This is a genomic window from Flavitalea flava, assembly GCF_054461575.1.
Genome location: NZ_JBTLQH010000046.1, coordinates 1 through 23,368, shown reverse-complemented (window position 1 = coordinate 23,368; position 23,368 = coordinate 1). Strand labels below are relative to the sequence as shown.

Here is a 23,368-nt window from a genome sequence, read left to right as displayed (position 1 = left end):
AGTTGGATCCCGACATCGCATAAAAAGGAGACCCTATCCATGTTAATCAAAACAATCCGCCTACAATGATCAAAGAATGGGTTGAATCGTAATTGAAAATCGATGATGGCAAAAATATTTCTTAATTAACACCTTATCAATGCGCTCTTTTATATTCGGTCTCCTTTTTTTAGGATTCTGGTCCACCGCAACCGCCCAAAACCCCAAACGGGCCAGGGATTGGGGCATCCATATCGGGGTTATGGCCCCCGGCAGATGGAATGCCATTACAGATGTTCCCGGAGTAAAGGCTGGTCACACTACCCTGATCGGGGGAGATTCCGTTCGAACGGGTGTCACGGCCATTCTGCCTCATGGCGGTAATATTTTTCAGCAGAAAGTACCGGCGGCCGTTTTTGTTGGTAATGGTTTTGGCAAACTGGCCGGCACTACCCAGGTGCAGGAACTGGGCACCCTGGAAACACCGGTCATTCTTACCAATACCTTAAATGTCGCCACCGCAATAGATGCCGTTGTTGAATACACATTGCAGCAAAAAGGAAATGAAAAGGTCTATTCCGTCAATGCCGTAGTGGGAGAGACGAATGACGGCTGGCTGAATGATATCCGGGGCAGGCATGTAAAAAAAGAAGATGTTATCCGGGCCATCCAAACCGCGAAGGAAGGGCCATTGGAGGAAGGATGTGTAGGAGCCGGTACCGGCACGACCTGTTTTGATTTTAAAGGGGGGATCGGAACAGCCTCCCGGAAATTACCGAAATCGCTGGGAGGTTATACAGTTGGGGTACTGGTCCAAACGAATTTCGGCGGTGTATTGACCATCGATGGCGTACCTGTCGGCAAAGAGCTGGGTAATTTTTCGTTTAGCGATGAGCTGAAAAATCATGTGGATGGCTCCTGCATGATGGTCGTGGCGACCGATGCACCCCTGGATAGCCGGAACCTGGGACGGTTGGCCAAGAGAGCCTTTATGGGGCTCGCCAGAACGGGAGGCATTGCCTCAAACGGAAGCGGGGATTATGTGATCGCCTTTTCTACCAACGATTCCCTGCGCATTCCCCATGACCCCGGTAAAGATACGGTGCAAACGGCCGGTTATCTGCATAATGATTTTGTTTCTCCGATCTTTATGGCGGCCATCGAGGCCACGGAAGAAGCCATTGTCAATTCGTTGCTGACGGCTGTAACCACGACGGGGAAGGATGGGCATACCGCCCAGGCCATTCCTATGGACAAACTGGTCCCAATATTAAAAAAATACAACCGGCTAAAAAATTAACCAGCAAAAAAACTGTACAAACTAAAAAAATGTACAAACTAAAAAATAATACAAACAAATCACAGAAATCAACAAACAATTTAAGCATATAACTAAATAGTTAATTAAGTGAATGAACTCTTTACGCTGATCAACGACGATCTTCTTTCCGAAACAAAGGCTGCTCTACTGGTCAGCGATCTGGCCATACAAAGAGGTTATGGCATCTTCGATTTTTTTAAGACGATCGGCAATAAGCCTATATTCCTGGATGATCATCTCAACCGTTTCTACCATTCGGCCGGTCAGCTTCGTCTGGCAGTCGGAAAAAACAGGAATGAACTAAAAGCCATGCTTCAGCTTTTGATGGATAAGAACCAAATCCCTGATTCGGGGATTCGAATGACCCTGACGGGAGGCTATTCCCCCGATGGTTATGCGCTGACCCAACCCAATCTTATCATTACCCAACGCCCCCAATCCATAACCTCCCCGGAAGCTTTCCGGAAAGGCACCCGCCTGATCACTTATGCCCATCAGCGCCAGATGCCGGAAACCAAGACGATCGATTACCTGATGGCGATCTGGCTACAGCCGCTGATCCGAGAACAAAAAGCCGATGATGTTCTTTACCACCAGGCAGGAATAGTTACCGAATGTCCCCGATCTAATTTTTTTATGGTGACGGCGGAAGATGAATTGATCACCCCATCCCGTAATATTCTGAAAGGAATTATTCGCAGTAAACTGTTCGAACTACCTGGCAAACCATTCCAAATAACCGAACGCGATATCAGCCCGGAGGAAATCAGGACCGCCAAAGAGGCCTTTATTACCAGCACCACCAAACATATCCTTCCCGTTGTCTCCATCGATGGGCAGCTAATCGGCGGAGGAGAACCCGGGCCTGTTGCGCAATGGCTTACCAAGGCACTCGGCAAGCTGGTAAAAAAGATTTAAAAGGTGAGCAGGCCAATTTACCCTGGTCGCCTAAACTTCGCCGTTTCAACCTGGCCGTCTTTTTACCGGTGATATCGATTTGATAATGGTCAGTCCTTTTACGATAGGGTCTTTTTTGGGCCTGACCTTTACTTTCGCCACCGAGTAGACATAGGCTTCTTTTAGTAATTTCTTTATATAGGCCTGCGGAAAATCTTCTTTTGTCCGGACGATGATATACCGGTATTGATTACCCTTACCCAATAAGATCTTTTCGGGATCCGAAATCTTTGACCCCCAGTAGAACCCAAAGTGGACATATTTTGCCATTACGGCAACCGAACAAAACGTATCTCCCAGCTTATCCGTTGGGGACCAGCCCCATGCGAGCGCGTTATAATTGTCATAGATCAGTTCGTTTGCCTGCGGATAAAGGTCCCAGACAAATTCGCGCAGCCATAAAGACATTTCCTTCACGGGATCCGGAAAGGGTTTCAGAAACCGGAGCAGATCCTTTACCGCTTCTTTGGGCATAAATGTTTTATTTAGGTGTTTCTTTTCCGTGTTTGCCCTTATTAATTTAGCCATTTTCCGGGATACTTATGGGAAAAAAACTATATTTAAGTACAAACTATGGCAGCCACTACTATTGACGATTTACTACTTCAACTGGAGAAGATCATTTCCGATAGTCAGCAAAAAAATGACCGGGCCGGTTATTTTGCGGCACTGTATTATAAAGTCACTTCCCGGGTAAAAGAAGGAATTACCAAAAACGAATTCGGGAACGGTGCGCAGATGGAACGACTGGACGTATTGTTTGCCAACCGTTACCTGGATGCGCTGGAAAAATGGAGATCGGGCGGTGAACTGACCGATTCGTGGAAGCTGGCTTTTAATGCCACCAAAAAGTCCTCGGCGCTTATCCTGCAACAACTGCTGCTGGGCATCAATGCACATATCAACCTGGATCTGGGTATTGCCGCGGTAGAAACGATGGGCGATCTTCCCATAGGGGATATTGAAAAGGATTTCGATAGCATTAATATTATTCTTGGGTCCCTGACCTATGAAGTGATCAATGACATCAACCGGATGTCTCCCCTGATTTCTTTACTTGGTTTGCATTCCGGCAATACCGAATCCATCCTGATCCAATTCAGTATTTCCAACGCCCGCGATGGCGCCTGGTGTTTTGCCGAAGACCTAAGCAAAAAAACCGGCGCGGATAAAACAGCCTTTATCAGGGAGAGAGATAAAAGTATCGCCAAGCTGGCTTCCACACTGATAAACTTTAAGGGATTCATCCGGCTTACCATTGGCCTCATTCATCTTTTCGAATGGAAAAACGCCGGAAAGATCATCCGTCAATTGCATGAGTATAAAAAAACCTATATAAAAGTTTCGCCCTGATTTTGCGCCATCGCAGTAAACCAGATTGTTCACATAAAGTTTCCATCCAAGATGTCAACCGGATCCAGATTCCTGAATCGATTGCGGGTGATCCTAGACGGAACCGTCACTGCCGCCAATATTATCGATAAAGCCGCCGCGGCTCATCCGGACAGAAAATTATTGTTTTCCGACCTTCCTTTGCCTGCTCCTCTGAACGAATCCCCTCCCACCCTGCTGGTCATCCGTGATTTTATCATCCATGCCGGTAAATGCCTGGATCTGGCCGGTATGAAACGTTATGACCGGGTAGCTATTTACAAAAGCAATTCTCCGGATTATTGTCTTTATACCCTGGCCATCATTCGGAGCGGCGGCATCGCCGTTCCTATCAATGCCGGCATGCCGGAAGAAAAACTCAAACAATATCTGGCATATACCGGTGCCAGTTTCGTAATTACCGACAAAGAACATTTCGGCCGGCAGATAACCAATCCTGCTTCTTTTCCGGCCGCGGTTCGCTGGGTCTTTACAGAGGATATGGAGAAACCTGCCATCGCTCACCAAGACAAAGATCCGGTTCAACTCGGCAAAGACGATATCGTTCTTCTCGTGCATACATCCGGCACTACCGGTTTCCCAAAAGCGGTTATCTGCCATTCAGGGAGTATTATACAGGGGATCAAAATGCATTATATCGGAGAACCGATCTCGGCTGACAATAAGATTGCCATAGCCGGACATTTTAATCACCTGGTCTGTCTGTTGGGGATGTTCACCGCTTTGCTGGGAAATATGCGCGTATATGGATACAGCCGTCATGAACCTTCCTTTTTATTGGAACAGATCGGCAAACAAAAGATCAGCATCTTTTTTGCTTTCCCCGATATCTATCTGAACATGTACCTGTTTGGGCTCGCTCCATATGATCTTTCCTCCGTAAAGGTCTGGATCGGAACGGCCGACGCTTCGCATGAGATCCATAAAGAAGCCTTCTGCCGAAAAGGCACGGCGTTAAAATTTTTGAGCAGACGATTGTTGCCGGCCATCTTTATAGAGCCGCTCGGAGCCTCCGAGGTTGGTTTTGCCGCTCTCCAGCATTATTACGGAGCGAAAAGTAAAAGGTCCCTCGACCGTTGCATTGGCAGGCCCCTACCCCACGGCCCAAAAGTAAAGGTCGCCGACGAGGAGGGAAAAAGGGTAAAGGCAGGGATCCCCGGACGTCTTATGGTCAAAGGACGGACCGTATTCGGAGGGTACTGGAATGCACATGATCTGTTGGCCGGAGTAATGAAAGACGGATGGTGGTTCACCGGAGACATCGTATACCGGGATCATTGGGGGCGTTATTATCACCTGGACCGTCTCACGGATGTGATCACTACCGGCAATGGGGATGTCTTTTCCTTATTGGCAGAAGAAATCCTGCTGACTCATTCCCGGGTCGGTGAAGTAGTGGTGATCGGGTTGACGCATCCTATAAAAGGAATGGTCCCGGTAGCTATCATACAGGAAAAAAACGGGTTGGCTGAAAGCCAGCATCCGCTTAACCCCGGAGATATACTGGATTGGGCCGGACGGAATTTACGTCTCGTCACTCCCATTGAAACGATTATTCTGGTAACTAAAGAGGACATTCCACGCGGTCTCACGGGTAAAGTCCTGAAACGGGAGATGCGGGAATCTTATGCGGCCTTGTTCCCGGGCTCAGATCCAGTTTAAATAAGGAACATCCCACCCGCATAAATTTTCCCGGTATATAATGATGAAAGGCAAACGCCTTATTGGCCATTCCCAATATCAAACCCGGCCAACGATTCAATGAATAAAAGGAAGCTTCTAACGCTTCCAGCCCTTCGTCCATTTCCCCGTAGGAAATGGTCAGCGGAGGAAAAACCCGCAGGACAGGGGTGCGGGTAACCGAATTGGTGGATAAACCGCCAATGGTATTCCGGCTGAGTAATTGCAGCCAGATCGCATGTTCGATAAGTACGCTCCGTAACCGGATCCCCAGCATCAGCCCCTTGCCCGGCACATCGATGGCCAGTTTCGGATAACGTCTCACGATATGCATTAGTCGTTCTTTCAGATAATTCCCTTTCTCGGCCACCTGCGCCGGAATCTGCTCCCTGGTAATAAAGTCAATGCTTGCCGATGCCGCTGCACAGGCCAGCAGGGAACCCTGCCAGGACGGGGATCCATGAAAGCTGTCTTTTTCCAGGAAGGGAAGACGGATGGAGAGGTTGTCTTTTACCACAATCGCGGCGATCGGGATCAGTCCACCGGATATGGCCTTGGAGGTGATCAATATATCCGGCACGATCTGCTCCTGCTCAAAGGCGAACATGGACCCCGTCCGTCCAAATCCGGTCTGCACTTCATCCAATACCAGCAAAGCGCCGTGACGGACACAGCACTCGGAGACTTCCTGTAAATAACCAGGGGGCGGTGTTTGCAGGTATCCGCCGCCTAACACCGGCTCCAGGAACACGGCCATGGTGTCCGCATCTATTTTTTCTTTTAAATGACCGATATCGCCATACCGGATAAATTCGACTTCGATATGAAAAGGGCCGAAGGGGTCACGCAGATAAGATTGCCCCATCACGCATAAGGCTCCCAGGGTTTTGCCATGATAACTATTTCTAGCTGCCAGGATCTTCTTTTTTCCACGGCTGTTCAACAATACCGTTCGCAAGGCATATTCACAGGCCTCCGAACCGCTGCCTGCAATCAGGATCTGGTTGAGACCGGAAGGCAACAGGCCGGCAAATAACTCAAAGAAACGTTGCTGTAAAGGATGACTGCATCCAGGCGGCAACAGGGTAAGTTTGTCAACCTGATCCATGATCTGTTTGCGTATCTCTCCATTGCCATGCCCCAGGCTGAATACTCCGAAACCTGCACACCAATCCAGAAAGGGGTTCCCTTTTTCGTCATAGATATAACTCCCTTTTCCATAGGCCTCTAAAGGGCAGCCGGCGACATCGAAGAGTTTGCCCATGGCATAATTATAATGCTCGCGGTAGGATCTTATTATTTCAGGTTTGCTGATCACAGGACAAAGTTGAGGTGAGTTGTCTCCGGTCTGAATGATCACCGGTCTCCATAATTTCCAGACAGCTGGTCAGTATAAGCAATCCTGCCGCTAATTCTTCTTCCGTAACCAGCAACGGAGGAAGGATCACCAACCATGCTGAACCATTCTGCCCCGTTGCGCAATTATGTAATAAAAGTGATTGTTCGCAGGCCAGGTTAAAAAAGGCGCCCGCTGTCCCGGCATCCCGAAAACGAATGCCTGCCAACAAACCCCTGATCTGAATTTCCCTGATCAGATCAGGATGAACGGTTTGTATTTTTTCCAGTTCGATGGTCAACAGGCGTTCCCCTAACCGGAGAGCGCCGGACTTCCAGGCTTTTTCCAGAAGGTCAAGTACCCGGCAGGCTACTGCGCAACCCATTGGGAAACCTGCCGTGGTTGCCCCATGCAAGGCAGGGTCTTCTCTTTTATATACGGCATTATTAATCTCACTTTTTGCAATATAGGCACCATAAGGAATCATATTTCCACCTAACATATTACCGGTAACCAGGATATCCGGGACGCTGTTTGCCGCTTGCCAGGCAAACCAGGGTCCCAGTCTGCCGAAACCGGACAGGCTTTCATTGATGATCAGAATGGTTCCGTGGCGGTCACAGGCTTTACGGACGGCACTGATATAACCGCCCGGTAATAATTGGAATCTGTCGGATAACAGGACAGGTTCGATAATGACGGCAGCCACCGAATCATCGATTGCCTCCAGCATCGATGCAGGTTCGCCGAAGGCTACGAAAGATGCCTGTAAGGGCAATTGTTCAAAATGGTCCCGTATCCCGGCTATCCCCGAGATACTAAGGGCGCCAAGCGTGTTTCCCTGGCAGACTCCTTCCACACCGATTATTTTGAAACGACGTCCTTTATGAAACCCCATGGCCAGTTTTAAGGCCCCTTCCATCGCTTCTGTCGCTGAATTACAGGGATAAGCGACAGCCTTCCCTTCGGGGAAAAAAGCCGACAAGCGGGCCGCCAAAGTAGCCAGCGGAGCGCTAAAGAACATTCTGCCCGACAAGGACATACCCAGCAGGTTCTTTTTGACCTCTTCCACCAGCAACGGATGCTGATAAGTAAGAACGCCCGATGAAAAATCAAGTAATTGCCGGCCTGAAGAAGTATGGAGATAGGCACCGCTTGCTCCTTCTATATGAAGATCGCCTGGATGGTCATATTCCGGTAAGGGATACGCGCCTTTTCCCTTATTCATATTTAGCTGCTCAACCCACATACTGAATTAAGATAAGGTTGGTGAAAGCGATAAAAAGACAGGATGTATTTAGACGACCTTTCGTTTTTTAAGTTCGTCCGCTACCAATTTGGCAAGACGCTCATAATCGATTTCGGTAACGATGGTGGTTTCAGCGCTTGCGGAGGATGTTTGTAGAGTCTCGCTGAATTTTCGGGAAGAGTTGGATAACTGTTGAAAAAAAGCCGTATTACTTTCGGCAATTCCGCTAACTAATTTACCGGGAAATTGCTCCAGGGTCACTTTTTCACAATCCATAACATTTTTGAAGGTTCGGGCGGAAGATGCGCCAGCTTCCAGGAGGCTTACGAAAAATTCCGCCGAGGCATTAACCCAGGTGCCGGTCAGCGTACTGAATTGCTGCATGCTTTCCCGGTAGGAATCTGCTGCGTTCTTTTTCACAGAGAGGTTTTCGGTTTGTTCCATATTAGTAAGGTTATATTGTTCTAATCAAGATTACATTACAAATAAAGATAATTTATTGCCCCCGGAATTCAAAATAAAGTTTCGCCATGTACCAGCTCGCGCAAAGTGTCGGGTAATTGCCGGATTATTTGAAAGACCGCGCCAGGCTGTTCCAGAAAATAAAAAGGAATAATGACCCTATTCCCAGGGCAAGGGCATGATCCGTCAGCCATATCCCCGTATTTTCCCAGGTACCCTTGTACCAGCCTGATAAGCCAAATACCCGGTGGATAAACAGGTACAGGGTAAAAAAACCGAACCCGTTCCTGGCCATACGGAAAAAGGAGAGCCATGTTCGATCCATACGGGTGAGCTGTGCCGTTATATCCCTCCGCAACAAAGGAAGGCCTTCCCGCAGCCATTCAGCCAAATTGTATACCGCGTCCGGTATGATAGCGGTCGCCTCCAGGATCCGGCTGTAGAAACCCGGATCCGCAAAAACCGCGGTAAGGCCGATTATCCGTCGCTGCTCCTTCTCGACCAAAAATTCTTTCATGATCTCCACCCAATCGATTTCCGGATACAAACGCAGCATGACCATATCCAGGATCAGAATAGCCCTGTACAAACGGACCATATTCATCGGCATGGCTATCCCTTCTTTCCTTACCGTAGCAAAGATCTTCATGAAAAAAAACCCGCTGCTTTTTTCGACAAGGGTTGCACCCGGCATGCTGGCACTCCATACCCAATCCTGCAAATGACCCTTTATCTCCGTTTCGAAAACGGACAGGTCTTTGTCGGGAAGCGTTCCTAAGGTCTGCACAAAATAACTATAGGCTCTTTGGATATTTTTTTGCGCCAGGGCCAGACGCATATGATACTGGGCGGTCCAGAGTTTCTCATCCAGCCATCCCAGCATACCAAAATCGATCCAGGCCAACTCCCCTCCCTTCATAACGATCAGGTTGGCCGCATGTGGATCGGCCTGGAAAAACCGAAAATTCATACTCTGTTCCAAAAAGGACCGTAAAAGAATGCAAGCAGTTCGCCGTGGCGTTATACCCTCTTCTTTCCAGGCTGCCAGTTTCTCTTCCTCTCCTTTGTCCATGGCATTCAGCAAGGCATTTACCGATACCCCTTCTATTTTTTCCATGGTGATCACTTCCCTGCCGCATAAATCCGGATAAAGTTTGGGAGCATAATGCGCAATATCGTCCGCCAGCATTTTATCATGCATTTCCCGGATATTCCTGGCTTCCTTGCGAAAGTCCATTTCCTCCCGGGTGAGCTGGGTAATATCCGTTACCATTTGTTGCCAGGCAATATTTCCCCAGAAACCAAACGTATTCAACAGATGGCAACCAACTTTTAATAACCTAAGGTCAATCTCGAAATCCTGCCGCGCATGCGGTAACAAAACCTTTATCACGACCTGCTCCCCGGTTATCAAACGGGCGCTATGTACCTGGGCAATGGAAGCCGTCGCCAACGCCACCGGGTTTATACTTTCGTATAGCTCCTCGGGTGGCCTTCCAAATTCTTTGCCGAGTGTATTTTTTATCTGATCAAAAGGAATGGAGGGTAATTTATCCAGCAAGGATGATAATTCGAGACAATAATATTCCGGTAGCAGATCGTAACGCATGGCCAATATCTGGCCCAGCTTAATAAAGCCTCCGCCACAGGCCTGAAAATATTTCCGGATCACTACAGGCCGGGATAATCCGGGTCGCAATTTTCTACGGGAATGCGGCAGGGAAGGGTCAGCTGCTAATGCGTTTTCGGCTAAAGTATTGCTGGGTGAAGCATGGAGGTATGAAGGATCGTCCGATTCCGGGTCTGTGAATAAAGCTGCTGTCAGATCATCCGGAATACCTGCGGGTCTTTTTCTGCTGAATAGAAAAAGAAAACCGTAATAAAAAGTATATAAAGAGACTTGCCCCCCTCTTCGCAGCAACTTGAGAAGCATAGATTACATTTAATTTTTCTTAAATATAACTATTTCTCTTCAATGTTACTATTCCATCCCCGTTCACTTCCCTGATCCAGGCATTACGCTTATTTTTTCCAGAGAAAGGCAGCTCCCATAACGGCGGCATTTTCCCCGAGGACAGCCTGGCGAAGATTCAATGGCACACCAAGCTTTCCGGCATGTTCAAGCGTAGATGGGACAAACAGTTCCCAGGCTTTGGAAATATTGCCGCCAATGATAATCACCTCCTGCACAGATGGAGGGTATTTCATAATGATCGCCTCCGCCAGGTGCCGGCCGAAGGTGGCAAAAAGCGAACGTACTCCGGCATCCGATTCAAAAAGAGGAATCAGATCCTTCACACCATGGATTTCCTTTTTCTGCAGCTCCGCATATTCCTGTATAAACCATCTCGTACACAAATAGTCCTCCGCTCTTGATTCCTTAAAGGGTGTAGACCAGAGATCCCCGTCATGAAGGACACTGTCCACATAACCGGCCGACCCCAGACCGGTTCCAAGGGTTACTCCTGCAGCACGGGTATACCCTTTTCCTGCTCCTCCTCCTATCTCCCCTAACAGGAATGCAGAAGCGTCATTCAGAAATTTGATATGCTCAACAGGGATCTTTAACCGGGTCGCTAATAATTCCTTTATATTCAAACCATATAAGGATTCGAATTTGTGCAAACCCGTGATATAACTAATGCCTTTATCGTAATCAAAAGGACCTGGCATGGCGATCCCAATACGGAGCGGGGATTTGGTTTTCGGATAACCCGATCCCGTAGCGTTCTGTTCCTTCGTATCCATCCAGGCAAAACAATTTTCGATAGCCACAGCCCAGGCGTTGATGATCTCTTCCGCAGAACCATGCGGATTGGTCTTCGCCCGGGTGAAGGAATGATCCAGCAAGGTTGCCGAATCAAGATCCACCAAACAGGCGCTGATATGTGATCCGCCGATATCGATACCCACAATTTTGTTTTCGCCGCTGGCCTTGATCACGTTATCCATTTTCTTTTCTGCTTTTCTTTCAGTCATAACATCCCGTTATTTTGTAGAGGGAAGTTCTCCTACTCCCCATTCCTTATTTGGTTGATCCCCCATCCAGAGTTCGAGGATTCCTCCATTGGCATAGGCTTCATGGGTGAACCAGAAGTTGTTGAGGGGTTGCCCGTTCAGTTTTGCCTGTTGAATATAACAGTTCGAAGCCGAATTATTATATGTCCGGATGACGAATTTTTTCCCCTTATAATAGCGGTTATCGAGCTGTATATTGATCTCATCGAACACCGGAGATGTGACCTCATACACCGGTGTGGCCGATTCATTGCCCGTTATATTGAACAGGCCAATAGCCATCAGTACGCTGACGCCGCCCATCTGGCCCTGGTCCTCATCATGACCTCCATATCCCAGGTCGGGTGTAATTCCTCCATAAGCCTGCTCCTTTACTCTACGGACCCAGTATTGGGTAAGCCAGGGTTTCCCTGCATAGCTGAATACATGCGCATTGGAACAACCAGGCTGATTGGCATAACTTACGTAACCATCGGTATAGGCAAATACAAAATCACTGGAAGCGGCTTTCCGGAAGGCAAAATCCAGCTTCTCACACAACGAGTCGTTGCCACCCATTTTTTTAGCCAATTCCGGAATAGCATGCGAAACGCCCCAGGTAGCCTGCCAGGCATTCGCCTCCACCCATCCTTCTCCGCTCAGCGGATTATGGTGCAGGAATTGCCCGTTCCTGTCTTTGGGAAACAAGAGTTTCTGCGTGGTATCAAAACAATATTTCCAGCCATCTGCCCTTTTTGAAAAGAAGGCATACTCTTTTTGTTTGCCCAGGCGTTTGGCCATCTGAGCGATGCCCCAGTCCTGAAAACCCGCTTCGATGGTGATCCCTGCATTTCCAGGCCACCATCCTTTTTCGGTGTAGAATTTTATATCTTCCGCACTGCCCAGCATGCCGCCCGGCAAATGATTACGTTTTATCACTTCAAAGGCATGCCGCTGATCAGTCCTGGTCAGCAGACCTTTCATATAGGTGCTGACGATCAGGTTCGTAGCCGGGCAACTGGTCATGATATAGGATTCTCCTCCTCCGGAAGGCCCGCGCGGCAATACATAGCCGTTGTCCGCATATTGGATAAGAGAGGCGGAGAGGTCATCCTGTACCTCCGGCCAGGCAAGCCCCCAAAGAATGTTCAGGTTCCATTGCGATAACCAGAAGGCATCGGAGTTGTACATGGAGAACCGCAGACTGCCGTTGGCGTTCTTAGGGATCGTTTTTATCTTAAAGATGGCATCGGTGAAATTACCATCCCGTTTGCCGGTCATACGGTCGGGATAATCTCCGGAAACATCATTGATCCTGTGGCGACCCAGCAGCACGTGCCATAGATCGGTATAAAATTTTGTTTTCTGCGCAGCGGTCCCTCCCTTTACGTCCATTTTCCCCAGCCATTGATTCCAGATTTCACCGGATTGCCGTTTGACGGCATCGAAATCCCAGGTAGTACATTCCGCCTCGAGGTTCTTACGGGCATTATCCACGCTGGTATAGGAAATCGCTATTTTCATTTTTACCTGGTCTCCGCCTTTTACCTGGTACTGGGCTGCCGCACCCACACTGTCGCCCTGTAGGGAGGATATATCCTTCAGTTGTTGTTTGCCCTTCCAGCCGTTCAGGGCATCGAAGGATCTATCGAATTTTATCACGAAATAAATCTTCACATCCTTTGGTCCGCCCCAATAACGTTTCCGGGAACTGAAGGAACCCTCCAGGCTATTATTATCTGTCTTCTTCAGATCTGCATCCTCCATGGTCGCATTCCCCATATATCCCCCCAGGTTGGTAAGGATCCGGGCCTGCATGTCCCTGGTCCAGGTAAAACGGTAAAAACTTACTCTGTCCGTTGACGTTAGTTCAACCCAGGTATGGGGATCCTGCAGGTACACCCGCTGGTATCCCGGCTGCACGATCTCATCGTCATGATGGAAGGCCGATTTCCAGCCCTGCTCTCCCAGCGTGGGATCCACCTTTTCCCCGACCGGCATGATCTCGATCCCCGATAACATCCAGCAATGGATCTGGCCGAAACCCAGGATCTCTTTTTCGTTATAGTTATAGCCTCCGCCATTCTGATTCTTGTTCCGGGTGTGCGGAGCAGCACCGATCATTCCAAATGGACGGTTACCCGTTACAAAAAAGAAATACCGGCCCCGGTTAGTTTCGATATAGGGGTCTACCCAGGAAACATAATCCGTACACCCGGCAGGGGAAGGAAAAACTTCGATCTCTGAAAAACCAAGATCACTCCCCGTACCATCGGTGGTGACAAACCGCACCCAGGTTATTTGTTTATCGGGGAATTGAATTGCCTTGCCAGTTCCATTCGTTGGCAGTTCATTGACCCATACCCTACTGCCGTCACTGAATTCCAAACGACCGCCGGCAATATTTTCCTTCAGGGATGCCCGGTCGTAAAGGACGATCTTATTGACTACCTGCGGTTGTTTCCAGTCCAGTTGTATCCAGGGGAAACGGATGTACCCCCAGTCTGTAGTAATTCCTTCACAGGCCCATTCTCCCTTTCCTTCCACACCGATGATCCCATCCGTTACGTTGGCGGGGGCATAATTTCCGTTCAGGGATGAAGAAGCAGTGACCGTTGCCTGCGGTGCAATATTTCCCGGGCCTGCATATACGCCTGCGAAGAACAAAAGAAAAAACAGGGTAACGATTCCTTGTTTTCCGGATTGCCAATTTCTTCTGCCGGTTTGCTTATTTGTTTTGCCGGTTTGCCGATCTGTTTTATTTTTCATCTGTATGTCTTTTCTGCTTTTTTTGTTGTTGGTAGCTTGCAGCTCTCTCAGGCTTGCAGCTTATTCATGGCAGGCCAGCTTTAATCCTTCCTGCCCGATCCTTATTTTTCCGATATGCCATCTGCCCAGATTGGCTATGAACAGATCCGTAAATTTTCCTCCCCCGAAGGCTAAATTGGTCGGGTTGGTAAGGGTATGGGATTCCCAGTCATCTAAAAAAACCGACAGGATCCGATCAGGGCTCACTTTATAGATACGGTTCGGTGCATAACAACCGATGTAAAGGTTACCTGCTGCATCAAAGGCGATCCCATCCGGGCAGGTGCGGGGAAGGGTGACGTAGATCTCCCGTTCGCCAGCCGATCCGTCCGGGTTTATTTTTATCCGCTCTACACCAGGCAGCCAGGTGCATACAACGTATAAAAAAGTTTTTTTCACACTCAGGGCCATCCCATTGGCAAAACTAAAAGGTCCGGCATGCCAGATCATTCCCTTCCCTTCGGCATCAAAACGATATACGCGCCCGGTAACTGTACGAAAAGCTCCACTGTCCGACACATATAAATTTCCCTGACCGTCGAATACAGGGAAGTTGGGAATACTAACCGGTAACTGTTCTACCGTCGAAGCCAGCAGCTCCAATCGTTTTTCTGCGATATTGAATTTCCAGATGCAATGCAGCTTCAGATCGCAGACCGCCAGCCAGGAACCATCCGGGGAAAAGGCGAGGCCCAAAATAAAGCCGCCCGTGTTCCCGACCTCTTCCATGCCGCTCCCATCGGGGAGAATCCGGTAAATCTGTCCGCCTTCCCCTCCTGCCCATACTGAGCCATCCGGATGAACGGCCACGCATTCCGGATGGTCCAGCCCATCGGCAAACATAAGGACGTCCTCGATGCTGCGCTCGGGTTTCAGACCGGAGTTCAGTTCCTGTTGCGAATCCTGCCCCAAATTTCCCGCTGGCTCCAAATGATTTTCCATACGTCTCCTGTTTTACTGTTGCCCCATTATAGTAGCCCAATTATGATTGCCCAAAACCTTTTACCCAATTACTTTTGCCCATTCTCTTCCCGGCGATATACTGTACCAATCCGGCCGTTCCGGATCTCTGTCATAGGCATATCCACCCACTTCTTTATAATATTCATGGTATTGTTGCAGTTTATCCCGGTCCAGGCTTACCCCGAGACCCGGCCCTGAAGGCAGCCTAATGCAGCCATTCCTGTACTCCATCTTTCCTCCCACGATAATGTCATCGGTCAGGTGATGATAATGGGCATCAGCGGCAAAACTGAGGTTAGGGATCGCAGCACCCAGGTGCAGCATGGTAGCCAGTTGAATACCCAATTCACCGGAGCTATGAACGGCCACGCCCAATTGCATTTTTTCACAGACAACCGATGCCTTCCAGGCCTGGCGAAGACCGCCCCAAAAAGTCGTGTCCAGAAGGATCACGTCTATGGCTTCCGTCCTGATACAGGCCGCCAGCTGTTCAAAATTGACGACGACCGTATTGGTAGCCGTTGGGATGGAGATTCTGCTCTTTACTCTCCGCATTCCTTCCATGCCCCAGGTTGGATCTTCGAAATAATCATTGGGCAGGTCTTTGATCGCCTGTCCGATCCGAATAGAATCTTCTACGCTCCAAACGGCATTGGGATCGATTCGTACCCGGTGTCCGGGCAGTGCGTTGGAAATAGCCCTGAAGACTTCAATTTCATGATCGGGATGGAAAACACCCGCCTTTAATTTGTGCGAAGTGAATCCGTATTTTGTTTGTAAGTCTCTCGCATGTGTCACCATAGCTTCCACCGTTTCTTCCCCGCCTTTACCTGTCTTTTTATCCGGATACCGGAAGAACAGGTATGATGCAAAGGGGATTTCCTCCCGTAAAGCACCACCCAGCAGATCACAGGCACGGGTATTTGTTTTTTTGCCGATGATATCGATACAGGCAAATTCGATGGCCGCATGTAACTGGTTTCGGTTATTATACAGGGATGCCGTGGGGTTGCATATCTTCCAGTATAAGGCTTCCAATTGAAAAGGGTCATGCCCGACCAGATAACTGTTGAGCCCCTTGAAAGCAGCTTCTGCAGATTCACCACCGCCGCCCATTTCTCCCAGACCCGTTATCCCCTCATCCGTCTCCACCTCCACGATCGTACGGACAAAACGCCCCCAATGGCAACCATTGGCATGACGGATCGGGGCTTCCAGCGGCATGGCCACGGTAGTGGCTTTTATATTCGTTATTTTCATTCGTTTGTTTTTATATCCTTATATACACGACTATCATCAAAACTATCAAAAGAACAAAATTCATTTTTTCAGGAATCATTTTTTACTGCCAGGAATGGTAATCCCCAATCCCCCGTCGATCCGGATGGATTGCCCGGTCATAAAGGCCGCCTCCCCGGAGCAAAGGAAAAGAACCAGACCCGCTACTTCCTCCGCAGTACCAATCCGTTTGGAAAGATGCATATCCACGCATTCCTGCATTACCTCCACCGGATCCGGCGACAGGGCGATCGCATCGCGCAACATGGGCGTATCGATCGTTCCCGGGCAAACGGCCAGGCATCGTATGGCCGGAGCATAATCGACGGCTATGCTCCGGGTCAGGCCAAGAATGGCTGTCTTAGCCGTTGTATACGCAGCCACAGTTTGCTGACTGACAAAGGCCTGTACGCTGGATACATTGATCACCACGCCGCTCTCCTGTTGCTGCATGTGGGGTATCGCATATTTGGAACATAGAAACATACTCTTCAGGTTGACATTCATTACAAGGTCCCAATCTTCCAAGGAGGATTCCGTCACCGAACCATACCGCTGAATACCGGCATTGTTGATTAATATATCGATCCTTCCCCAACGACCGATGATATTTGCCATCGCCTCCCGGACCTGCGTTTCATCGGAGACATCGCAAGTCTGATAAAACCAATTCGTTTGATCTTCTGGTTCAGGGCCGGAATGAGCAGGTATAATATCCAATAAGGCCACCCTTGCACCGGCTCCCCTGAACCGGAGGGCGCACGCCGCGCCAATCCCCTTGGCTGCTCCCGTAATGATCACGGTCTTATTTTGGTATTCCTCTTTTTTAACAGGTTCCATCTGGTCCCTCCTTTTTTTATCCTGTTTTAATGATCATGATTTGTATATCCTATTTCAAAGGTCGTATTTCAGATATCTTGTTTCAGATATCCTGTTTCACATATCCAATTTCATGGAAAACCCCTTTCCGGTTTCAATTTCCTGAACACTCAACATTCCTTTGCTGCAAAGAATATTGTCAACACCTTTATAATCCGGTCCAACGTTTTGCAAAAAACATCCATATCCTTTCGTTACCTGACCGCCTGCGTCCAGATAACCATAGGTACGCTGACCCAACAAATGGGTAAGCTGTTTGTCCAGGATCTCCTGGTACGGTTTGTGGATCCCCGTCGTTCCAAATTCCAGACCCCGGTAGATCAACCGGCCATCCGACCAATGATTCCAAAGATTTATCCAGGGATAGTCCTCTCTTGGCCAGACATAACCCAATAACAATCCCCGGTCCGGCGAGTAGGCGGTGAGCCAGCCCCATTCCTCAACGGGTTGTATGATAAAGGAGAATACGGAATCATAAGGTTTGGCCGGGTATCGCAGATCGATTGTTTCTCCTTGTACATTTGCGACATAAGGCCAATGGGAAAAAATGTTCCCCTCATATCGTTCATGGGCATAATCAAATCCTTCTGCAGCATTACAATCGATCCGGGTGTTCGCACCAAGAAAGGGTTCGCCGATGGTGGGATGCTGCACCATATTAAACATACGTCCCAGAGACCCTATATTATGGACCGTCTCTTCCACTTTAAAACAAGACTGTTCCTGCGCAAGAGTCAGCGTCCTTTTAATACGCAGCCCCTCTTTTACACTTTCGGCTTCCATGCAAATGGAGTCCGCCTTTTCCTCCGGGTTGTATTGCCCTTCCAATTTACCTTGTTCTTCCTGGTTATCATGCCCTTCCTGGTTGCCTCGGCCTTCGTAGTTATTTTCCAGACCACATTCCCAGCGTAACCTGGTAAAATCCCCATGTTTGGGAATTCCTGCTTTATATTCCCCTTCGGATGGATCGCCCCATCTGCCCAGGCATAAAAAATGTCCCTGATAAAAAGAGGGCTCCCCTGTTTCCGCTGGTTGTTCAAACTTGAAATTAAGCGGATTGACATCGTCAGGTTGATCAACCGTTCCCTTTTTCAAACAAAAATAGGTAATAGCCCCGCCCCACAAATCCAGTGTAAGCTGGCTGCTTTTGTTATGAGTTGTTATGATGGAACCATTTACCTGCATCTGTGTTTGAGTTCAGATTATTTAATTTGAATGGTGATTAGCGTGAATGGTGGTTATCGTAATGATGGTTATCGTGAATGGAGGTTATCATAAATTATGATTAGCGGTATTTAATCGTTACAAAACGTGGTCTTAAATGATGGGGGTGGGTTTTGATATCCTCCTCAAAATCGAAGGAATTCACATTGTAACTGATCAGCAATTCCCCGGGCTTGGAAAGATGCGGATGCGCTTTTGCGTTATAGGTGTAAAAGTCGATATCCTCATAGATTTCGGGGGTAGCACCAATCTTCTTGGGCAGCGCAAAAGGGCCTTCCGGTGTTTTACCAACCTGCACCATAAGGTCCGGTGAGTTGGTATCCAGTTGATAAACTGCTATTACCCGTCCGTCTTCCATAAAGCTGACGCTCATTTCATTGGAAACCCGGTTAGTCAGAGCTGCACATTTGTCGATATCGGGCTGCCAATTTTTGCCGTCCCAAAAACGCCAGGCGGAAAAATCCTCGAATTTTGCATCGGGCACCCTGGCAACCAGTAATTCTTTTAATTTACCCCTAACCCCGTAAACATAGATATACCCATCGGGTTTAGGAGCTCTTGCGCCGGTGGTATTGGTCAGTACATTCGATCCAAATACTACCTTTCCCCTACCCTTGCTATCTGCCACGAATAAGGGCGCATCCATCTGGCGTTGATCTGTAAACGGAGGTTTGCTTCCTTTCGGGATCGCGATGAGCGATACCCCGACATCTTCGAAAGGATATATCCCACCATCCGGGACATTTTTTATGCGGTAACCGAAAATATAGATCGTACTGTCCAGCGCATGATTAAAGAACCCATCACCCAACCAATAATAGTCTCCCGGTTTTGCATTTTTGGTATGCGGTTCAAATGCAGACAATACATGACCGTCCTTATCCACGTTCTTGTAAAAATGCATTTTCCCTTTTCCCGGCGTATCTCCTTTCATAAAGGCCACACCGTTATGCGCCAATTCCCAATCTCCCTTCAGCGTATCTCCGCTCACTCTGCCCCATATATCGTCACTAAACCAGAAAAGAGTTTCTTTATCTTTTGCCTGACCCTGAGCTTCTACCCCATCCATGGGCACACAATAGATCCCATCGGCACCGATCCAGCCGGAATCCTGTTTTAGCATTTCCGCCCATTCAGGAGCTGGTTCCGCTCTGAGCACATCATGGGTCTTACTGCGGCCTTCCCGGGAATTGACAGTATCTTTCCCATTACCAGGTTCGGTTCCGGGAGTCTGATTTGCCGGACCGCTGCAACCAATGAGGGCCAGTATTACCCCGGCAAGAGAGAAGAGTAGTGAGTTCGATCTTTTCGCGGCGAAGGTTGATCTTTTCATGGCAAACGATATTTAGTCTTTTTATTCGCAATTATTTGCCTATTCCCAGTTATCTGACCGGAAGGGTTCGGCAGGCAATCCCTCTTTGTTCCCAAAATTGGTAACGGGGTAATTCGTGAATGCATAACGAACCGCAACCGGCTCTTTTACTTTATCCGACCGTAGCCAGACCTGATTATTCACTATCCACGCTTCAGCATAATAAAAAATATGATCGGGGCCGGAGATATAAAAATTTTTGGGAGCCGCTCCGTCAGAGGTGGTCAGACCCGATCCCGTGGTAACGCCGAAGAAAAAGATTTTCACCAGCTCTCCATCGATCTGCATTTTTGCAAACCGGGGGCCAAGGTAGGGTGTATTTTTTTGCCCATAAGTCCGGGCCAATGCATTTTTTGCCAATCTTAATCCAACACCCTGTTTGTTTCTGGGGTGGATATCGTCAGGTTCGCTGATATCGGTGATCACGACCATACCCGTATTTTTTACGGAATCCCGTATGGCCCCCTGGGCCTCCCGCAGTGTGGCATAGTTCCAGGCCGTGGAATCATTTTTTTCCCAGGTATATGGCGCGACCTGGACATAATAAAAAGGCAGGTCAGGCACAGCCTTTCCGAACCCAACCCCCGCCCTTCCGAATAATGTTCTCCAATTCCGGATCATCGCTCCGCACAGACGGGTATACATTGCCTTATCGTCCTTGTTGGATTCCCCCTGATACCATATGAATCCACAGACAGAAAGATTCCGTAACGGATAGATCATCGCATTGTAAAAAAGGGTGGGCCGTACTACTTTTTCAAAAGTGACGACAGAATCCAGTTTTTCCCTTGAGCGGAGGCTTGTATCATATGGATATAGATATTTTTGGTTTAGCGCCGGATCGGCTGCCAAGGTTTCGCGGCTGGCCCATGCCTGGCAGGATGATCCACCGACACTGCTAACGACCAGCCCAATAGGTACATGCAGTTTGTTATACAATTCGCGGGCAAAGAAATAGGCTGCCGCACTGAAATCTCCCGCGGTTGCCGGCGAACATATCTTCCAGAAGCCCTGGCAATCGTCCTGCGGTGTTGCGGTAAAATCTGTTCGTACATCGAATAACCGGATAGCCGGGTAATCCGCTGCCTCAATTTCTTTTTCAAAATCCAGGGCTCCCTTCAGCCAGGGCAGAAAAGGTTTGATCGTCATGTCCATATTGGACTGACCGCCGCAAATCCAAACTTCTCCGATCAATATATCCGAAAGGGCCAAGGTGTCCCTGGAAGAGATCAGCGTTATCGTATGCGGTACGTATTTACCTTTTTCTGCTTTAGGTACATTGATCGCTGTCTTCCATTCGTTCCCTTCACCGCAGATCACCTGCTGAGGAGTACGCATCCAGTCGGCCCGGATCTTTATTTCCGTTCCCGCGCTACCCTTCCCCCATAGTATAAATGGCCGGTCCTGCTGGATGACCATTTTTGACTGAATAGTCGCTGCCACGGAAAAGCCAGGGCTCAGGCCCTTGTTAAAGATAGAACCGTATAAAGGTCTGGCCTGAACATTCAGACAGACCAGGATTACCAGTAAACCCGCGGCAGTATATTTTTTAATTTGAGCCACCTGCATCATAAATCGTTAAGGCAATATTTTTACCCGCACAAAACGTGGCCGGTAAAGGTTGGGATAGCGTTTAATATCCTTAAAAAAATCGAAGGAATTCACATTATAACTGATAAGCAATTCATCGGGTGAAGAAAGCACCGGATGTACCTTCGCGTTATAGGGAAACAGGTTTTTGCTTTCAGCTACGTCCTTGCTGCAATCATACAGATTGATCAGGTTGCCAAACGGTCCAAAGGGGGTATGTGAAAGACGTAAGGACACATATTTGCCCAATCCGTCTCCCTGGAAGACCAGGGCATACCGTCCATCTTTTAATTGCATAACCCCCAATTCATTGGAAAGACGGTCGGTAATCGTGACGATCTTCGTGGGATCGTCGTTCCAACCCTGCCCATCCCAGAAGGTCCATTTGGTAAAGTCCTCTATTTCCGCAGGCTCTACCCTGGCTACCATCAGGCTTTTTTTCTTGCCTCTTACTCCGTAAACATATACATACCCATCCGGGTTGGCCGCTCCCGCCTCTTTGGTATTGACAAAAATGCCTGCACCAAAAGACCCTGTACTGTCTGTGTCCTTGCCGGCAAAAAATGGAATATCGATCTGCCGGTAATCGGGATAGGGGGCCTGACCACCGGCAGGTACGATAACCAGGGTGTTACCCACCTCTTTAAAACCAAAAGCTACTGTATCAGAAATGTTTTTTATACGGTACCCGAAAATATACAGATCCTTATTCTTCTGTTGATTCACAAATCCATCTCCCATCCAATAATAATCGCCTTTCTGCGTGGCCGGGGTTGCCGGTGTAAAGACAGAAGCGTTTTTATTGGCCTCGTTCTTCCAATAAAAATGAATATGTGCGCTATCGGGAATTCCGTCTATTAGAACGGATACGGAATTATGGATCATCTCATAGCCCGGCTTCAGGGAATCTACCACGATCTCTCCCAGCATGGTATCGCTGAACCAGATCACCGTCTCGCTGTTTTTTGCGGCGCCGGGGGATTCATTGCCATCTTTGGTGACTGCAAATATGCCATCTCCGCCAAACCATCCTGATTTCCGTTGGAAGAGACCGGACCATTCCGGGGCTTCCTCTACAGTAAAATGAAGGGAATCCAGGTTAGCCGTTCCGGGTGTCCCATTTCCCGTTCCACCGGATTTAGAGCTACAGGAAGATCCCATAAGGGTCAGGACGAGCGCAGGTATTGCCAATAAGGAAAAGGAAGAGGGGCGTATTTTAGCAGGTTCCATTTGTTACTGAATTAAGATTAAAAAAAGGGTAGGTATTCTTTATTTTACCGGTTTACCTGTTTTCATCAGTTCACCGGTAAAAATTTTATTAAGGGATCGCGTCAAAAGTGTATACGAATACTTCATGATCCGTATAAGGAGGACCGAAGACGGAAAGATCCACCAGGATACTCATGACGATCCGGTCTTTGGTTATGCTCTGAACCGTATATTTTTCCGTGGTTATGTTAGTGGGGTCGAAGATAGAATGATAGATCTGGGTAAATGTTTTTTCATCATCGCTCAGTGTCCATTTATCGTAAACATTGAACCCGTCGAATGTGCAGGCAGAAGTGCCATAGGTAATGGTGATGGTACTATCGCGATGCCATTGGTACCTGTCATCTTTTTCGCAATCCGTAATAGTTTCCATGGCAGGGGAAACGCTGGTCCATAATTTGGATTTCAGCGCCCAGTTATGCTGGAAGATATTCTGTGCGGCAGAGGCAACCGTATTTACCGTGAGATCCTTTTCTACGGAATGTCCCTTGTTATCGATCAATTTATAATTGAAGCCAACCAGTTTGTCCACTTCATCCGGGCTCAGGACATAAGAAAAAGAATACTGATAGGCATTGGTCCCGGTGGATTGCGGATTGACAGATAAAACCC

At 48.3% G+C, this 23,368-nt stretch carries 19 protein-coding genes; 4 read left to right on the top strand and 15 right to left on the bottom strand.

The features are described from left to right. Window positions 1-139: 139 nt before the first annotated feature. A complete protein-coding gene (locus tag ACX0G9_RS26475) occupies window positions 140-1,279 on the top strand; it encodes a DmpA family aminopeptidase (protein ID WP_459067988.1) in 1,140 nt (379 codons plus the stop codon). A 108-nt stretch (window positions 1,280-1,387) separates the two neighbouring features. Continuing rightward, entirely contained in the window at window positions 1,388-2,218 is an 831-nt protein-coding gene (locus ACX0G9_RS26470) for an aminotransferase class IV (protein ID WP_459067987.1), read from the top strand. Between the two features lie 45 nt (window positions 2,219-2,263). Here ACX0G9_RS26470 and ACX0G9_RS26465 read toward each other — a convergent pair whose 3' ends face one another. Beyond that, window positions 2,264-2,731, bottom strand: coding sequence for a hypothetical protein (locus ACX0G9_RS26465; RefSeq protein ID WP_459067986.1), 468 nt, complete (start codon window positions 2,729-2,731; stop codon window positions 2,264-2,266). Window positions 2,732-2,830: 99 nt separating this feature from the next. Between ACX0G9_RS26465 and ACX0G9_RS26460 the strand changes: the two genes are divergently transcribed. After that, a complete protein-coding gene (locus tag ACX0G9_RS26460; protein ID WP_459067985.1) occupies window positions 2,831-3,610 on the top strand; it encodes a DUF5995 family protein in 780 nt (259 codons plus the stop codon). Between the two features lie 51 nt (window positions 3,611-3,661). Then, window positions 3,662-5,311 (top strand): class I adenylate-forming enzyme family protein, encoded by a 1,650-nt coding sequence (locus ACX0G9_RS26455; protein ID WP_459067984.1) that lies wholly within the window; start codon window positions 3,662-3,664, stop codon window positions 5,309-5,311. On the opposite strand, the gene ACX0G9_RS26450 is transcribed toward ACX0G9_RS26455, so the two are convergent. The 14 genes from ACX0G9_RS26450 to ACX0G9_RS26385 form a co-directional block, all read right to left on the bottom strand. Beyond that, window positions 5,238-6,689: an aspartate aminotransferase family protein gene (locus ACX0G9_RS26450; protein ID WP_459067983.1), complete on the bottom strand. Its 1,452-nt coding sequence runs from the start codon at window positions 6,687-6,689 to the stop codon at window positions 5,238-5,240. The genes ACX0G9_RS26455 and ACX0G9_RS26450 overlap by 74 nt on opposite strands. Beyond that, window positions 6,631-7,893 (bottom strand): aminotransferase class III-fold pyridoxal phosphate-dependent enzyme, encoded by a 1,263-nt coding sequence (locus ACX0G9_RS26445; protein WP_459067982.1) that lies wholly within the window; start codon window positions 7,891-7,893, stop codon window positions 6,631-6,633. Before ACX0G9_RS26445 ends, ACX0G9_RS26450 begins: the two co-directional genes overlap by 59 nt. Window positions 7,894-7,962: 69 nt before the next feature. Beyond that, window positions 7,963-8,358: a hypothetical protein gene (locus ACX0G9_RS26440; protein ID WP_459067981.1), complete on the bottom strand. Its 396-nt coding sequence runs from the start codon at window positions 8,356-8,358 to the stop codon at window positions 7,963-7,965. 124 nt (window positions 8,359-8,482) lie between these two features. After that, complete coding sequence (locus ACX0G9_RS26435) at window positions 8,483-10,309, bottom strand: ABC1 kinase family protein (RefSeq protein WP_459067980.1); 1,827 nt, start codon at window positions 10,307-10,309, stop codon at window positions 8,483-8,485. Window positions 10,310-10,398: 89 nt separating this feature from the next. After that, window positions 10,399-11,355, bottom strand: a complete 957-nt coding sequence (locus ACX0G9_RS26430) for an ROK family protein (protein ID WP_459067979.1) — start codon at window positions 11,353-11,355, stop codon at window positions 10,399-10,401. 9 nt (window positions 11,356-11,364) lie between these two features. Further along, a complete protein-coding gene (locus ACX0G9_RS26425) occupies window positions 11,365-14,142 on the bottom strand; it encodes a GH92 family glycosyl hydrolase (protein WP_459067978.1) in 2,778 nt (925 codons plus the stop codon). A gap of 60 nt (window positions 14,143-14,202) precedes the next feature. Continuing rightward, window positions 14,203-15,123 (bottom strand): SMP-30/gluconolactonase/LRE family protein, encoded by a 921-nt coding sequence (locus ACX0G9_RS26420; RefSeq protein ID WP_459067977.1) that lies wholly within the window; start codon window positions 15,121-15,123, stop codon window positions 14,203-14,205. A gap of 60 nt (window positions 15,124-15,183) precedes the next feature. Continuing rightward, window positions 15,184-16,404, bottom strand: coding sequence for an enolase C-terminal domain-like protein (locus ACX0G9_RS26415; protein WP_459067976.1), 1,221 nt, complete (start codon window positions 16,402-16,404; stop codon window positions 15,184-15,186). Window positions 16,405-16,479: 75 nt separating this feature from the next. Continuing rightward, complete coding sequence (locus ACX0G9_RS26410; protein ID WP_459067975.1) at window positions 16,480-17,262, bottom strand: SDR family NAD(P)-dependent oxidoreductase; 783 nt, start codon at window positions 17,260-17,262, stop codon at window positions 16,480-16,482. Window positions 17,263-17,358: 96 nt separating this feature from the next. Next, window positions 17,359-18,486: an aldose epimerase family protein gene (locus ACX0G9_RS26405; RefSeq protein ID WP_459067974.1), complete on the bottom strand. Its 1,128-nt coding sequence runs from the start codon at window positions 18,484-18,486 to the stop codon at window positions 17,359-17,361. A 100-nt stretch (window positions 18,487-18,586) separates the two neighbouring features. Continuing rightward, on the bottom strand, window positions 18,587-19,858 hold the full coding sequence (locus ACX0G9_RS26400; RefSeq protein ID WP_459067973.1) for a DUF4185 domain-containing protein: 1,272 nt from the start codon (window positions 19,856-19,858) through the stop codon (window positions 18,587-18,589). Between the two features lie 39 nt (window positions 19,859-19,897). Continuing rightward, entirely contained in the window at window positions 19,898-21,469 is a 1,572-nt protein-coding gene (locus ACX0G9_RS26395; protein WP_459067972.1) for a sialate O-acetylesterase, read from the bottom strand. Window positions 21,470-21,475: 6 nt separating this feature from the next. Continuing rightward, the gene (locus ACX0G9_RS26390; RefSeq protein WP_459067971.1) at window positions 21,476-22,717 is read right to left on the bottom strand and encodes a DUF4185 domain-containing protein; all 1,242 of its coding nucleotides are present in this window, start codon (window positions 22,715-22,717) and stop codon (window positions 21,476-21,478) included. A gap of 88 nt (window positions 22,718-22,805) precedes the next feature. Next, window positions 22,806-23,368: hypothetical protein (locus tag ACX0G9_RS26385; RefSeq protein WP_459067970.1), on the bottom strand; the 563-nt coding region annotated here is incomplete at its 5' end.

Bases quoted from the DNA above. Each gene is read 5' to 3' on its own strand.
- ACX0G9_RS26475 (WP_459067988.1), top strand. From the start codon at position 140: ATGCGCTCTTTTATATTCGGTCTCCTTTTTTTAGGATTCTGGTCCACC.
- ACX0G9_RS26465 (WP_459067986.1), bottom strand. From the start codon at position 2,731: ATGCCCAAAGAAGCGGTAAAGGATCTGCTCCGGTTTCTGAAACCCTTT.
- ACX0G9_RS26460 (WP_459067985.1), top strand. From the start codon at position 2,831: ATGGCAGCCACTACTATTGACGATTTACTACTTCAACTGGAGAAGATC.
- ACX0G9_RS26455 (WP_459067984.1), top strand. From the start codon at position 3,662: ATGTCAACCGGATCCAGATTCCTGAATCGATTGCGGGTGATCCTAGAC.
- ACX0G9_RS26445 (WP_459067982.1), bottom strand. From the start codon at position 7,893: ATGAATAAGGGAAAAGGCGCGTATCCCTTACCGGAATATGACCATCCA.
- ACX0G9_RS26440 (WP_459067981.1), bottom strand. From the start codon at position 8,358: ATGGAACAAACCGAAAACCTCTCTGTGAAAAAGAACGCAGCAGATTCC.
- ACX0G9_RS26435 (WP_459067980.1), bottom strand. From the start codon at position 10,309: ATGCTTCTCAAGTTGCTGCGAAGAGGGGGGCAAGTCTCTTTATATACT.
- ACX0G9_RS26430 (WP_459067979.1), bottom strand. From the start codon at position 11,355: ATGACTGAAAGAAAAGCAGAAAAGAAAATGGATAACGTGATCAAGGCC.
- ACX0G9_RS26425 (WP_459067978.1), bottom strand. From the start codon at position 14,142: ATGAAAAATAAAACAGATCGGCAAACCGGCAAAACAAATAAGCAAACC.
- ACX0G9_RS26420 (WP_459067977.1), bottom strand. From the start codon at position 15,123: ATGGAAAATCATTTGGAGCCAGCGGGAAATTTGGGGCAGGATTCGCAA.
- ACX0G9_RS26415 (WP_459067976.1), bottom strand. From the start codon at position 16,404: ATGAAAATAACGAATATAAAAGCCACTACCGTGGCCATGCCGCTGGAA.
- ACX0G9_RS26410 (WP_459067975.1), bottom strand. From the start codon at position 17,262: ATGGAACCTGTTAAAAAAGAGGAATACCAAAATAAGACCGTGATCATT.
- ACX0G9_RS26405 (WP_459067974.1), bottom strand. From the start codon at position 18,486: ATGCAGGTAAATGGTTCCATCATAACAACTCATAACAAAAGCAGCCAG.
- ACX0G9_RS26400 (WP_459067973.1), bottom strand. From the start codon at position 19,858: ATGAAAAGATCAACCTTCGCCGCGAAAAGATCGAACTCACTACTCTTC.
- ACX0G9_RS26395 (WP_459067972.1), bottom strand. From the start codon at position 21,469: ATGATGCAGGTGGCTCAAATTAAAAAATATACTGCCGCGGGTTTACTG.
- ACX0G9_RS26390 (WP_459067971.1), bottom strand. From the start codon at position 22,717: ATGGAACCTGCTAAAATACGCCCCTCTTCCTTTTCCTTATTGGCAATA.